Origin of the sequence: Bacillus sp. AFS029637, assembly GCF_002584985.1 — a bacterium.
In the GTDB taxonomy this organism is placed as follows: Bacteria; Bacillota; Bacilli; order Bacillales; family Bacillaceae_G; genus Bacillus_A.
Genome location: NZ_NUPZ01000015.1, coordinates 1 through 14,043, shown reverse-complemented (window position 1 = coordinate 14,043; position 14,043 = coordinate 1). Strand labels below are relative to the sequence as shown.

At 35.5% G+C, this 14,043-nt stretch carries 11 protein-coding genes and 1 pseudogene; 9 read left to right on the top strand and 3 right to left on the bottom strand.

Annotated elements, in window-relative coordinates; all coding sequences use genetic code 11:
- Nucleotides 1-355 precede the first annotated feature (355 nt).
- Nucleotides 356-601 (top strand): hypothetical protein, encoded by a 246-nt coding sequence (locus COE49_RS06105; protein WP_088232442.1) that lies wholly within the window; start codon nt 356-358, stop codon nt 599-601.
- Nucleotides 602-620: 19 nt separating this feature from the next.
- On the opposite strand, the gene COE49_RS06100 is transcribed toward COE49_RS06105, so the two are convergent.
- Nucleotides 621-2,078, bottom strand: a complete 1,458-nt coding sequence (locus COE49_RS06100; RefSeq protein ID WP_088232443.1) for a YheC/YheD family endospore coat-associated protein — start codon at nt 2,076-2,078, stop codon at nt 621-623.
- Nucleotides 2,079-2,098: 20 nt separating this feature from the next.
- Nucleotides 2,099-3,151 (bottom strand): YheC/YheD family protein, encoded by a 1,053-nt coding sequence (locus tag COE49_RS06095; RefSeq protein ID WP_088232444.1) that lies wholly within the window; start codon nt 3,149-3,151, stop codon nt 2,099-2,101.
- 129 nt (nt 3,152-3,280) lie between these two features.
- Between COE49_RS06095 and COE49_RS06090 the strand changes: the two genes are divergently transcribed.
- The 4 genes and pseudogenes from COE49_RS06090 to COE49_RS06075 form a co-directional block, all read left to right on the top strand.
- On the top strand, nt 3,281-4,417 hold the full coding sequence (locus tag COE49_RS06090; RefSeq protein ID WP_140417476.1) for a DUF445 domain-containing protein: 1,137 nt from the start codon (nt 3,281-3,283) through the stop codon (nt 4,415-4,417).
- A gap of 143 nt (nt 4,418-4,560) precedes the next feature.
- Nucleotides 4,561-4,917: a YlbF/YmcA family competence regulator gene (locus COE49_RS06085; RefSeq protein WP_016089162.1), complete on the top strand. Its 357-nt coding sequence runs from the start codon at nt 4,561-4,563 to the stop codon at nt 4,915-4,917.
- Nucleotides 4,918-5,183: 266 nt separating this feature from the next.
- Nucleotides 5,184-6,263 (top strand): glycosyltransferase, encoded by a 1,080-nt coding sequence (locus COE49_RS06080; protein WP_088232446.1) that lies wholly within the window; start codon nt 5,184-5,186, stop codon nt 6,261-6,263.
- A 23-nt stretch (nt 6,264-6,286) separates the two neighbouring features.
- Nucleotides 6,287-6,517: pseudogene (locus tag COE49_RS06075) on the top strand (glycosyltransferase); the annotation flags it as partial.
- A 197-nt stretch (nt 6,518-6,714) separates the two neighbouring features.
- Here the strand turns inward: COE49_RS06075 and COE49_RS06070 are convergent.
- Nucleotides 6,715-7,329, bottom strand: a complete 615-nt coding sequence (locus COE49_RS06070; RefSeq protein WP_088232447.1) for a DNA-3-methyladenine glycosylase — start codon at nt 7,327-7,329, stop codon at nt 6,715-6,717.
- Between the two features lie 134 nt (nt 7,330-7,463).
- On the opposite strand from COE49_RS06070, the gene COE49_RS06065 reads away from it, so the two are divergent.
- The 4 genes from COE49_RS06065 to COE49_RS06045 all read left to right on the top strand — a co-directional run.
- Nucleotides 7,464-8,333 carry a Cof-type HAD-IIB family hydrolase gene (locus COE49_RS06065; protein ID WP_098945763.1) on the top strand — a complete coding sequence of 290 codons (870 nt, stop codon included), beginning with the start codon at nt 7,464-7,466 and terminating at the stop codon, nt 8,331-8,333.
- A 247-nt stretch (nt 8,334-8,580) separates the two neighbouring features.
- Nucleotides 8,581-10,071 carry a coproporphyrinogen III oxidase gene (locus COE49_RS06060; protein ID WP_140417477.1) on the top strand — a complete coding sequence of 497 codons (1,491 nt, stop codon included), beginning with the start codon at nt 8,581-8,583 and terminating at the stop codon, nt 10,069-10,071.
- A gap of 285 nt (nt 10,072-10,356) precedes the next feature.
- Nucleotides 10,357-11,913 carry a fatty acid--CoA ligase gene (locus tag COE49_RS06050; RefSeq protein ID WP_088232450.1) on the top strand — a complete coding sequence of 519 codons (1,557 nt, stop codon included), beginning with the start codon at nt 10,357-10,359 and terminating at the stop codon, nt 11,911-11,913.
- A 561-nt stretch (nt 11,914-12,474) separates the two neighbouring features.
- Nucleotides 12,475-14,043, top strand: a 1,569-nt coding sequence (locus tag COE49_RS06045; protein ID WP_098858852.1) for a Cna B-type domain-containing protein, incomplete at its 3' end; no start/stop codon positions are given.

Genomic DNA, 14,043 nt, shown 5'->3' with positions numbered 1-14,043 from the left:
AATTAAGTTTGTACTCATAGTATGGATGTTACCTAGAAAGATATACGAAATAATAATTTGTAAATTTTGTAAAAAAAATATTAGTGATTTCGTAAATTATGAAATAAGAGTAATCGTTGTATTTTTAAGAAAGAAGGCTAAACTAAGAGCGATATGAGATAGAGTTTTCTCTTTGTAACCCGCTATTTTGGGGCTAATACTTAGCTTCTTATTCATTAAAATAAAAATGAAATCGGCACCAACTTCCTAGTTCTGTTTTAAACAGGAATGGGGTAGAAAAAGGAACTGACCGCAATTACGCATGGCTAGATGCTCTCTTCAATCTAAAAAAGCGATATTTTTAGGAGGAATCATGATGGGGATTTGCCCGCTTTGCAACGCATTAGAATCACAAACATATTCTTGTCAAAATTGCCAAAGTATACTCCAAGATTATGGAAAGGCTGTAGATTACATAGACGATTATAGTGCGTATATGGATCAAGAATTATTAAGTGCAGTGGATGGTTTAGCACATAATCATTCACAAGAATACTGCAAACATATTTTTTATTGCGGTGTGTGTCATGTGGAAACTGAGGTTGTAGTAAAGCTCGTGTAAATAGAAAACTTCCACCTTATTACTTAGGCGGAAGTTTTTGTTTTCGTATTTGTGAGTGAATCATAGGGGAAGGGATATGTTCGGTGTTTGACGAAGTCTCTAATTTCATTTGAGACATTTTTTCTTTCGTATCGCGCAAAGAATGTTCAGTTAAGTAGATGGCATATTCGTAAAATAATTGGCGCGTCAGTTCACTTTGCTCTTTTAACTTTGTATCTTGAAATACAGTTCGCCCTGGTTTAGAGTTTGCTTCAAATAGCCACGGATTTTCCTCGTTGTCTAAACCGATATCAAAACCGATTTCGCCAATGTTTCCAGTTACTTGCCTATCAAGTGCATAACTGATTTGCAAGGCTGTTTGTTTTAATTTATTTTCAATTTGAACTTGTTTCGTTGAATCTGGAAAGAGCTCTTGCAGTAATTTTGTATCACCACCGCTATTTACATGAGTCGTTAAGCTACCTTTTCCAGCAATTTTAGCGACGATGGCACTGACTACCCAATTGCCGAAATGATTTTTATTTGTATGAATACGGAAATCGACAGGTTGCCCGTCAAAGCGGAGTAACGAAATACCTTGCTGCACGATAAATTTCTTTAAATCATGTCCTTTTAACACATGGTTCAGAAGTGTTTCTAATGACTGATACTTTCTTAGTTTATTTTCCTCATTTTCACGATAACGACAGTAGTAGCAATTTTCTGTTTGAGAATAAAATATTTGATGAATGTTTCGCCCGAAGCTGCCATGTATCGGTTTCATGTAAATGGATTTATACGTACCGAGAAATCGTTCAACTTGTTCGAAGTGTTGAAATGCTTCTGTGTTTGGTAATAAGGGCATAATTGACTCGTCTTTCATAAGAAGTTGATGAATTTCCCATTTGTTAAAAAACCCTGGGTTAAACCACGGAATAGCGTAGTCATGTTCTAATTTTCTTTTTGCTCTGACGATTGGTTTATAATTTTCTGCTTTACGATTTGGTAATCGATCGTAAATGACATTTGGTAAAGGGACTTTGTTCTTTCGCCATGTTCCTTCTTGAAAGAAATATCCTTCAATTGTTTCTTCTTCCCAGTTTATATGTTGAACGCCAAAGACGAATACGAACGGTTGTAATGTAAATGGTGGTGTCAGTAACTCACTGAGAGACGTTGATCGATTTCCTAAAGGAATAGGTGAGTCATCGTTGAATCCGGTTGTGAAAATGCCGATTAATGGTCCGAAAATAATCGTTTGGTTTTGTGTGAATGCATGAATAGTAGTGGACTTAGGGAGTAAAAGTTTTTCGGCAATATGTTTTCCAATCATAATTTCGCGAGTAAAGGAATAATGAATTTTTACATCCTCACTTGCAACATGACGTATGCCGAAGGAGAGGGATGTAATAGGTGGTGTAATAGAGAAAACGTAAGGTAAAGTAATACTATTTGGATGTTCATCTGAAATGTTTAATGTATATATGTGCTCTTTCAAAATGAGTTTACCTCCTTTCGCTATGGTGTAAACCGGCTAAACTTTAGTGGTCCGTGAAAGATTTTTTCAGCTAATGCATCACTATGACGAATGTAACGTTCATAAGGGGGAATTGTGTTCACATACATAAGCCAAATGGCTCCTTTTTGATCCATAATTGTGGAAAGCTCTAGTTCGAATAAGGAAGTGTAAGAGCGATCTAGTGTTTGAAATACTTCATTTATAATGTCATGTAAAGCATCTTGTAATAGTTGAACGCCAGTACTAGATAGTACATATTTAATTTTTGAAAATGAGTGCAACGAGGAATCTTCTGTTGCTGAAAGTAAAAATTGATTTGGAAAGGAGCTTGTTTGTATAAATTGACCTATAACGTTCCAAGTCTGTTCTTTACTTTTTTGTAAAATGGTTCGAATGTGGAGTGGGTATGTTAATTGATTTGGTGGTTGTAGCATCGTATGTGTGATGTAACGTGCTGAATGTACGTTAGATTTATACCAACATATAAATTCATCTGTCCGCTTGAATTGAGTAGAGGTATGATATGTTTCATGTATTGTATCGATATAAAATGTTTTATTTTTGTAAGCGACCCGGTACAAACTTTCATTGGAATGTGCATTAGTAGGGCGTATAATAATATCTTTTGTTTTTAATAATAGTTTGAAAATATTTTGTATCGTTGCTATTTCAAATTTTGGTATATAAGGAGATAACTTTTTATTAGTGAGAAACAAATCATGTAGTTCGCTTAAGTCAATGAGTGTGTTATTTAAAAAGGTAGTTGTAGGACGGTTGTGTAACGATTGAATAATTGGTTTTGCTTTTTCAAAGTCTGTTTCCTCATGAAAAGAATAACGATCATATATATAAGAAGGAATCGGGAATGTTTGCTCTTTCCATTTTCCTGTATCTGTATCATAAATAAGACCAGAAACAAGGTCTGTTTTAGGATCAATACTAAATGGCGTAAACTGGGCAACGACATTATGATAAAGCCGAGCGCGTTTAGCGATTTCGGTGTAATACGTTTGCTCATAATGAATTTGAGAAGTTAAAAGACCAAGAACCAACGAAATCACTCCTTTACAAACATTTGCATAATAGGCGAAGCTATATATTGCAAATACGTTTTTATACCATTATACTTTTGTCCGTATGATGATATGCTATAGTTTTGGAGAAGCGAAAGGTTGATTATAATGAATATATGGTTAAGTATGTTAACGACGACAGGGCTCGGAGCGATTATTGGAGGATTCACAAATCATTTAGCGATAAAAATGTTATTTCGTCCGCATCGTCCTATTTATTTCGGGAAGTTTCAAGTTCCATTTACGCCGGGGTTAATTCCGAAGCGCCGAGATGAGCTTGCTGTACAATTAGGGAAAATGGTTGTCGAGCATTTGTTAACGCCAGAAGGAATCGGAAAAAAGCTAACAAATGAGGAATTTCAAAAAAGTTTCATTCACTGGGCACAAGTAGAAGTGGATAAAGTAATTACGAATGAACAGTCACTACGACATATGTTAGAAAAATGGAATGTAGCGCATGTAGAAGAAGAAGCAACCGGGAAAATCGAACGTGTGATTACAGAAAAAATAGAGTCATTTTTAGCGGAGTACTATACATATACATGGGAACAAGCTTTACCTCATTCTGTTCATGAAAAAATAGAGCATGTAATCCCAAATGTCTCAGCGTTTATTTTAAAGCGAGGAATTCAATTTTTTGAAAGTGAAGAAGGGAAAGCACGTCTTTCAAAAATGATTGATGATTTCTTCGCTTCTCGCGGAACGCTGCTTAACTTAGTCGGGATGTTTTTAGGAAATGTAAGTGTAGTAGATCGTGTGCAGCCAGAAGTCATTAAGTTTTTAGGCCAAGATGGTACGAAGCAAATTTTAATTGACGTACTGCAAAAAGAGTGGGAAAAGCTAAAAGGAAGAGATGTTAAAGAAGTAGAAGTATTTGTAGAGAAAGAAATGATTGTAAGCTCCGTGCTGTCAGCAATTAAAGTAGAAGAAACAGTGAGTACATTTTTAAATCAGTCTGTTCAGCAAGTATGTGAGCCGGTTCGAGAAACAATCATTGAAAAGGTGGTTCCGGGCTTAGTGCAAAAAGGTTTGAAGTGGGGAACAGAAAATGTAGAGAGCATACTAAACAATCTACATCTCGCGGAAATTGTCCAGCAAGAAGTATCTACATTTTCAACAGAAAGACTAGAAGACCTAGTTCTGTCCATTACGAAAAATGAACTGAAAATGATTACGTATTTAGGGGCATTATTAGGCGGCATGATCGGACTCGTGCAAGGGTTGTTACTTCTAGTTCTTAGGTAATAAAGGCATATACATAGAAATAAAAGTGAAATTCCTTCACATCTTTCGCATAGTTTGATATGGTAAGAAGAGGTGCGTATGAAAACGTACTTAAAAGGCAGTGCGTACGAAAAGCACGAGCCTTCTAAAGGAGGAAAAATAAAATGACAAAAAACATTCATGATGTTGCATATGAATTACAAAAAGCAATCGCTGAAAACGAAGACTTCAAAACTTTAAAAGAAAGTTACGCAGCAGTACAAGCTGATGCAGCGTCAAAGAACTTATTCGATGAGTTCCGCACAATGCAACTTGGTCTACAACAAAAAATGATGCAAGGTCAAGAAATCACTGAAGAAGACAACCAACAAGCACAAGAAGTTGTAGTTCGCATTCAACAAGATGCTAAAATTACAAAGTTAATGGAAACTGAGCAACGTTTAAACATCGTTATCACTGACGTTAACAAAATTATCATGAAGCCACTTGAAGATTTATATAACGCGCAACAACAAGCGTAATAGTGGAAGACGCTCCTTTTATGGGGGCGTTTTTTTGTTTAGTTGTATGTAAAAGACTTTATTACGTATTGTGGATGAATTGTGCAATAAAGCTATCTATTTTGAAGTGCTCCTGATAATTAGACTATGTCTAGTGATTAGGGCATTTTTTATTGCTGCGTAATCTCCTCATAAAATTCCTCTATCCAAATGAAAACGCAACTGTAAAGCAAAGGAAATATAATTTTCTCTCTAAACATATACATCAAAAGGATAGGGGGGATATGATGGGAAACTCCATTACTATTAGTTTATGTATGATTGTAAAAGACGAGGAACAAACGATAGCAAGATGCTTAGAATCGATCAAAGGTATTGCGGATGAAATTATTATTGTAGATACAGGTTCCACAGATGCTACAAAAGAAATTGTGCAGAAGTATGATGCGAAAATATATGATTTTAAATGGATTGAAGATTTTTCAGCAGCACGAAATTTTGCGTTTTCTAAAGCTACAAAAGAATATATTCTTTGGCTAGACGCAGATGACATAATAGCTACGGAGGATGGAAAGAAATTCTTGCAGTTAAAAAATACGTTACATCGTAGTACGGATGCAGTATCTATGAATTATTACTTAGCTTTTGATGCAGAAGGAAAACCAACACATTCGTTAAGGAGATATCGATTAGTCAAAAGAAGTAGAAATTTTCAATGGCATGGATTTATTCACGAATATTTAGAGGTGTATGGAAACCTTATAAATAGTGATATTGGGGTAAGTCATAAAAAAGTAAAAGTATACACTAATCGTAATTTACAAATGTACGAAAAACATCTTGAAAGTGGAAAAGAATTTAGCCCTCGTGATGTGTACTATTATGCAAATGAATGTAAGGATCACGGATTATATGAAAAAGCTATTCAGGGGTATACCAAATTTTTAGATGAAGGAAAGGGTTGGGTTGAAGATAATATTCAAGCTTGTTTAAAAAGAGCCGAATGTTATTTAGCCTTGGAGAATCTTAAACAATCTATCGATTCTTGTTTACAATCCTTTACGTACGACATTCCGAGAGGAGAACTGTGTTGTCACTTAGGACGTGTGTTTTTGGAACAAGGCGAATATTCTAAAGCAATATATTGGTACCATGCAGCAATTGACGGACCAAGACCAAAAGATTCTCCATTTGTTCGGGAAGAGTGTCATACGTGGTTGCCGCATATTCAATTATGTATTTGTTATGATCGAATAAAAGAATATGAAAAGGCGATTTATCACAATGAAGAAGCTGCAAAGTTCATACCTAATAATCCAAGCATTGAATATAATAGAAAATATTTTGAGAGTGTATTCAAAAAATAGTATTTAATAATAATAGATAATGATTTGGGGCGGAAATGAATGAAAAAGCAGCAGCTTTTTCAAATCGGACAGCTCCTACAACCTCTGTTGCGTATGACAAGTTACATGAGATATTTACAGATCAAAAATTCCAGTACATTCTATTAGCGCAATTACCTCATGTCATACAATCTATTTCACAACTTTTACCACCAACAGGGACTTTCATTATGTCGAAATTTAATTTGGATGATTATAATGCATTAAAAAAATAATGCTTGTAAGATTTTCTCTTTGGAGAGGAACTGTATTTGGCAATGAAACAAAACCGAAATCTAAGATTGGATTTCGGTTTTTGACGTGTAATGAATTATGAAATGATTACTTGCAAATATATAGGGTCGTACGATTTTGTATGCAGAAAAAGAACGATCCTATAAGGTTGGTTTTAATGACTTATAGGATGGCTTCTTTATTTTGAAACAAAAGGATGTCCCTCATAATAAAATCGCCACGGATAATGCACAGCTTCTTCTGCATAGTTAATATTTATACGAGGTCCTGCTGTTATTTTATATTGTGATGACATATGTTCTTCTTCTGGAACTAATTCAATATGCAACGTATCACTTTGTAATGATACACCGCGTTCTTCTAAAGTGATGCTAAGTGCACGGCATAGCTTGCCAGGACCGCTTGTTAAATTTTTGTACTGCGCTTTTGTAATGTCGGTTTTGTTGTAGCGCGCTCGTTTCATTTCTTCTAGCCCATCTACAGGCTCAAGTGCACGAATGAGAACACCTTGCGGGGTGCCGACTGGCGCTGTAATGACATTAAAACAATGGTACATACCGTAAATTAAATATACGTAAGCATGCCCAGGCGCGCCAAACATAACTTCTGTACGATCCGTTCGTCTGCCGCCATAACTATGTGCGGCTTTATCATCTGGTCCTTTATATGCTTCCACTTCTACAATGATGCCGCTTCGTTTTATTCCATCTACAACATGTACAAGTTTTTGTCCGAGTAACTTTTTTGCGACTTTTAACGTATCGCCTTCATAAAAGGAAGGTGGTGCTTGCATTGTACTATCTCCTTTGCTAAGTGTATATGTATATAGTAAACCAAATTTTCAGTAGTAATTCTAACTCGTTCTATTTGCTACATTTATTTCATAAATTATGGATAGAGTACAACAGCGAAGAGGGGGAGTGCGACATGATTTATCGCTTACTAGCTCTTAATATAGATGGGACACTACTATACAACAACGGTAAAATCGCAAAAGGATTACGCGAAACAATTGAATTTGTGAAAAGAAAAGATGTATACGTTACATTATTTACGAGCCGTAATTTTCAGTCCGCTCATAAAGTAGCAAAGGCGTTAAAATTAGATTCTATATTAGTGACACATGGTGGTGCTTTCGTTTCAGCAACGTTAGATAAGCCGTACGTTCAAAGAAGATTATCCGAAGAGAAGACGTTTAACATTGTGCAAGTATTAGAGCACTTTGATTGTAACGTACGTATTTCGCATGAACGGTTTTCGATAGGAAATCGTGAAAGAAATACACCAAACATAATTGCGCGTACTGTATTATCAAGCGCAGATCCGTTATTTTATCCAGTTCAATTTGTAGATTCGTTAGGTGATGCGCTTCGTGATCATCCAGTAGCAGCGCCAAAAATTGATGTGATTTTCCATAGTAACGGTGAAAAAGAAAGAGGGCTAAATACACTCCGAAAAGCGTTCAAAGATATAGAGTATGTGGAGTGTGATTCAAAACGAGTAGAGATTTTACCGCTAAATGTATCAAAATTACGTGGATTACAATTGCTTGGAGAGCATTTAAATATTTCGCTAAATGAAATGGTGGCGATTGGGGATAGTATGGAAGACTTAGAAATAATTGAAAATGTAGGACTCGGGGTAGCTATGGGGAACGCACCTGTAGAATTAAAGAAAGCTGCAGATTGGGTTACACGTTCAAATAGTGAGAATGGTGTAGAGTATATGATTAAAGAACACTTCCGTAAGCAATTCCCGCTTCCGTTTTTGAAAAATCATAAAAATACACCGAGATGATAAAAGGAAAACGTAGCTTTTTGGCTACGTTTTTTTGTGTTTAAGCATTTGATTAAAAGATGTAGCTGCTTATGTCTTACGATACGTTCTAAATTGTAACAAGAGTCATTTATAATAGAGGATATGCGTAAAGAATCAACATTCAATAAGTGGTAAATAGGATGTAGAAATAAGGTAAAAGCTTCTGTATTGACCTATAAACGCCCTTCAAGTAAACTAAAGAGAGTTTGCAAATGAAAAGGTGATAATGTTGTTAATTTCAATTAAAACGTTACAAGATGATCGTTTTTTACGTCCGCTACAAAATATTGGCGGCTTATTTTTTGAAGATAGTACGATTGGATTTGAACAAGAGGAAGCAAATCTTATCGTAGATATTCACATTGAAGATAATGTGAAAGCATCAGCTCGTTTAACGGATGTGGCTACTGGAAATGTGTATGAAGAAACATTCGCGAAAGATTTATCTGCTTTTACAGATGAAAAAGAGCGTATGAAGCAAGTGAAGCACGTTGTTTCTTATGTATATCTTTCTGTCCTTCAGCAGTTAACGGGACTTGAACAAAGCTGGGGTATTTTAACAGGAGTACGTCCAACGAAACTTCTTCACAAAATGCTTCAAAATGGTATGTCAAAAGAAGAAGCGCACCAAGAACTTCGTGAAAGCTATTTAATTCATGAAGAGAAAATTGAACTTCTTCAGCGTATTGTTGATTGCCAATTAGCGGTTGTTCCGGATTTATACCGCTTGAAAGAGGAAGTAAGTATTTATATCGGTATTCCGTTTTGTCCGACGAAATGTGCATACTGTACATTCCCGGCTTACGCAATTAATGGACGCCAAGGATCAGTTGATTCATTCTTAGGCGGTTTACATTATGAAGTTCGTAAAATTGGTAAGTTTTTAAAAGAAAAAGGTGTAAAAGTTACGACGATTTATTACGGCGGCGGTACACCGACAAGTATTACAGCAGAAGAGATGGATATGCTGTATGAAGAAATGTATGAAGCGTTCCCAGATGTGGAAAACGTGCGTGAAGTAACAGTTGAGGCAGGTCGCCCAGATACGATTACGCCAGCGAAGTTAGAAGTGTTAAATAAATGGAATATTGACCGTATTAGTATTAATCCGCAGTCATACCATCAAGAAACACTAAAAGCAATTGGACGTCATCATACTGTAGAAGAAACAATTGAGAAGTATCATTTAGCTCGTGAAATGGGAATGAACAATATTAATATGGACTTAATTATTGGTCTTCCTGGTGAAGGGTTAGAAATCTTCAAGCACACATTAGATGAAACTGAAAAGTTAATGCCAGAGTCATTAACAGTTCATACGTTATCATTTAAACGTGCTTCTGAAATGACGCAAAACAAACGTAAATATAAAGTAGCAGGTCGTGAAGAAATTACAGCGATGATGCACGAAGCAGAAGAATGGACGCAAAAGCATAATTACGTACCATATTACCTATACCGTCAAAAGAATATTTTAGGTAACTTAGAAAACGTTGGTTATGCGATTCCGACGCAAGAAAGTATTTACAACATTGTGATTATGGAAGAAGTACAATCGATTATCGGACTTGGATGCGGTGCTTCAAGTAAGTTCGTTCATCCGAAGACAGGTGCAATTACGCACTTTGCGAATCCGAAAGATCCAAAATCATATAACGATGGCTTTGTGAAATATACAGAAGATAAGCTGAAAATATTAGAAGAGCTATTTGTGTAAGGAGGTGGAGACTGTTCCGATTTGGAACAGTCTCTTCTTTATGTTGTCAGTTTTTGTCGGTAAGTCGATATATTCGAAAAATCGCTGATATAAATGGAGTTACGGTCGATATATCCGGAAAATCGCCGATATAATTTCACTTCCCAAGAAGTGGATGAAAAAGTAACGTCGTTTGTAAAATTATGTCGATAATAATCAGAAAAATTAGTCAAATTATTAGAGGACAATGTCTACTTATAGACGAAATGATAGAATTATGAAAGAGAAAAGGGGGAAAATGTTGGCATGTACATGACGATAGGGAGAATTTTCGATTTAGCTGTTGGTAAGTATCCGAATAAAGAGGCGTTAGTGGAACCGGAAAAAAATATTCGCTGGACATATAAACAGTGGGATGAACAAATAAATAAAACGGCGCACGCCCTATTAGAAGAAGGGGTAAGAAAGGGAGATTGTGTATCTGTTTACTTATATAACTGTCGTGAATTTGTAAACGTTTACTTAGCCTGTGCGAAAATTGGGGCGATCTTTAACCCGATTAATTTCCGCTTAAAAGCAAAAGAATTATCGTATATCCTCCAAGATGCAGCCTCGAAAGTAGTTGTCTTTGAAAAAGCAGTTGAATCAACTGTTGCTATGATTGAACGAGATTTTCCGAATTCGTCTTTTTGGTATGTAGAAGACGATACACCTTCCTATGCTAGTTCTTACCATGAAAAAGTAAATGAAGCATCAGCTGAACAAGTAGATATTGTAGTCGATGAAATGGATTATTGTTCTATGCTTTATACGAGCGGTACGACTGGTCATCCGAAAGGCGTGTTGCATCGTCATCGTGATATGGCGGAGCATAGTATGATTTGTACGTATTTTATAAAATATAATAGAGATAGCGTTGGGCTTGTAGTAGCACCTTTATATCATTGCGGTGAGTTAAACGCTGGAATTATCCCGCGCATTCAAGTTGGCGGAAAGAATGTTATTTTACATCATTTTGATACAGAAACAGTATTACATACTATTCAAGAAGAGAAGATCACAACTTTCTTTGCAGCACCGACGATGTGGAATATGTTACTGCAAAAAGATTTAGCACAGTATGATTTAACTTCGATGAAGATCGGTGTTTATGGCGGGGCTGCAATGGCACCAGCACTGGTGAAGGAATGTAAAGAACGTCTTTATATTGATCTTGTTCAAATATATGGAATGACAGAAATGGGACCAGTTGTTGCATTTCTAGTAGAAGAGGATCAAATTACGAAAGCTGGTTCAGCGGGGACGCCGTGTTTTAGTCATGAAATTCGTATTGTAAAACCGAATGAAGATGCACCGGCAGAACCAGATGATGTATTGCCTCCTTATGAAGTAGGAGAAATTATTTTACGAGGTCCAACTATGATGGCTGGCTATCATAACCGTGAAGAAGCAAATGCAAAATCGATGTATAAAGGATGGTATCATTCAGGTGATTTAGGCTACTTCGATAAAGACGGCTATTTATTCGTTGCAGATCGCGTAGATGATATGGTGATTAGTGGCGGAGTTAATATTTATCCTCGTGAAATTGAAGATTTCCTTCATAGCCATCCTGGTGTATTAGATGTTGCAGTACTTGGTGAGCCAGATGAACTATGGGGAGAGCGTGTTGTTGCGGTCGTTGTGAAGAAAGATGAAACAATAACAGAAGTTGATTTAGAAACATATTGCAAAGAAAGTGATGAATTAGCAGATTATAAACGTCCACGTCATTATTTATTTGTGGATGAACTTCCTCGTAATGCGAGTGGGAAATTACAAAAATTTGTACTAAGAGAGTCGTTGAAAGGCGCGAAAAAGTAAGTGGTAGAGTGGTTACGTATATAAACGAGGCTATCTTTCTTAACAAGGAGAGATAGCCTTGTTTTTTTAGAATGATCAAGTGAGGTAGTTTGGTTAAAAAAATATATACATTTTATTTTATGTTTTGAATAGAAGTGTTTTGTGATTATGAAATATATTCATATTTTAGTATGAGTTGAATAAATAAATTGGGGGAGAATGTTGGGGACATATTGGAAAAGAAAGATAGTTGGTCATCAGATGACCTTATGAATAAAGTAGTCATCTAGTAAAAATGGTTACTACTAACATAGTAACAAAAAATAATTTAGATAACTAGTCTTGTAATATATTTTTATAAGTATTAATATTTATTGTTGGCTGCCCAAAAAAGACGTATAGCGGAATAATATGGCTAAGTAAGTGAATGGTTAATGAATCGTGTTGTTTTATCGCTGTATGTTACATGATTAAAGATCGTTTGATGCTGCAAATATTTTTTAGTCGGAACTCTTTTTTAGGTGGTTTAGGGTAGAGAAGATTTAACAACAAAACAAAATGACAATTAAAATTGGAGGCGTTATGAGTACATATTTAAAAAGAATATCTGTAATTTGTTTTATTTTTACCGTTATAATTGGGCAGGTTTTTCTGCCTATCATAGGGCATGCTCAAGAGTTAAACACGGCAGGATTTGTTGATAGTTTTACATTTGAAAAAACAAAATTAAATTATGGGGAAAAGACTAGTATACATGTAAACTTTAGTGAAAAACCTGGAAAGAAAATGAAGTCAGGGGACACATTAACACTATCGCTTCCTCCAGAATTAATGGGCTATAGTGGCACGATTGCATTAAAGGATGAATCAGGACGTGTTTTTGGTACGTGTCAGATTAATACAAATAATGTAGTTTGTACATTTAACGATACAGTAGAGAAGCTTGAAAATATTCGAGGGAACTTTAATTTCACTGTTCAAGGTACGAATGTAGAATCAGGAAAAACGAAAGATGTACAAACGAATTTAGGAACAAATTTAGAAAAACAAACGGTAAGTGTTACACACCCGAAAGGTGGAGGTACAGAACCGGGAATCTTTTTCTATAAAGCTGGTGATATTCAGCCAAACAAAAGTGATGAAGTACGTTGGTTTTTAAATTTCAATTTAAAGAAACAATATTTACATGACAATATTGTTTTGAAAGATACTTTACAAGAAGGACAAATGCTTAATAAAGATAGTTTTAAGATAACTATTAATAATAAAGAATCTTTGTCTCTTGAGCAATTTCAACAGCGAGGTTATGGATATATTAAGTTTACTGGTGATAATTCATTTGAAGTTGTAATTTATAGACATATGGGGAACGCTAATTCCTTTACTGTTTTCTACACGTCAACTATTACTGATAGTGGGAAGAAGTTAAAACATTTACAGAATGACTATAAACTTGATTATCAAATTTTATATGAGAAACCTATTTCAGAATCTAATAGTGTAAAGGTTGAAAATATATCATTTGGCGGCGGAGCTGAAGGGGATTTACCTGCGAAAGGAACGCTGCAAATTGTTAAGCATATTGAAGGAAACGAAGGGAAAGTTATCCCAGGTGTTTCTTTTGAATTGTATACAGAGTCAGGACAGAAAATTGGTGGCACTTATACAACAAATGAAGAAGGAATAGTTGAAGCTCCGAATCTTACTCCAGGCAATTACTATGTGCAAGAAATTTCTGCCCCGAACTACGTAGAGTTTGATCCGAAAGCCAAAATTCCTTTCACAATTAAGAAGGATGATGTAAACGGAATAAAACTTATGATCCCAAATAAGTTAAAAACTACATCTGTTATAGGAACGAAAACGTGGAAAGACGACAAAGTAAACGATCGTCCAGAAAACATTAAAGTAGATTTACTGCAAAATGGTAAAGTTATTGCAACGAAAGAAGTTACTGCGGCAAATGGTTGGAAATATGAGTTTGAAAATTTACCAGCAGTTGATATTGAAGGAAAAGCTCATAAGTATGAAGTGAAAGAACAACCTGTATCGGGATATCAGTCGAAAGTTAATGGATATGATATTACAAATGTAAAGATCCATGAAGCAACAGAAGTAGAAGAGCAAGGTAAAGAAGAAACAACAGAAGAA

Coding starts and splice junctions, on each gene's coding strand:
- COE49_RS06105 (WP_088232442.1), top strand. CDS start 356: ATGGGGATTTGCCCGCTTTGCAACGCATTAGAATCACAAACATATTCT.
- COE49_RS06090 (WP_140417476.1), top strand. CDS start 3,281: ATGAATATATGGTTAAGTATGTTAACGACGACAGGGCTCGGAGCGATT.
- COE49_RS06085 (WP_016089162.1), top strand. CDS start 4,561: ATGACAAAAAACATTCATGATGTTGCATATGAATTACAAAAAGCAATC.
- COE49_RS06080 (WP_088232446.1), top strand. CDS start 5,184: ATGGGAAACTCCATTACTATTAGTTTATGTATGATTGTAAAAGACGAG.
- COE49_RS06070 (WP_088232447.1), bottom strand. CDS start 7,329: ATGCAAGCACCACCTTCCTTTTATGAAGGCGATACGTTAAAAGTCGCA.
- COE49_RS06065 (WP_098945763.1), top strand. CDS start 7,464: ATGATTTATCGCTTACTAGCTCTTAATATAGATGGGACACTACTATAC.
- COE49_RS06060 (WP_140417477.1), top strand. CDS start 8,581: ATGTTGTTAATTTCAATTAAAACGTTACAAGATGATCGTTTTTTACGT.
- COE49_RS06050 (WP_088232450.1), top strand. CDS start 10,357: ATGTACATGACGATAGGGAGAATTTTCGATTTAGCTGTTGGTAAGTAT.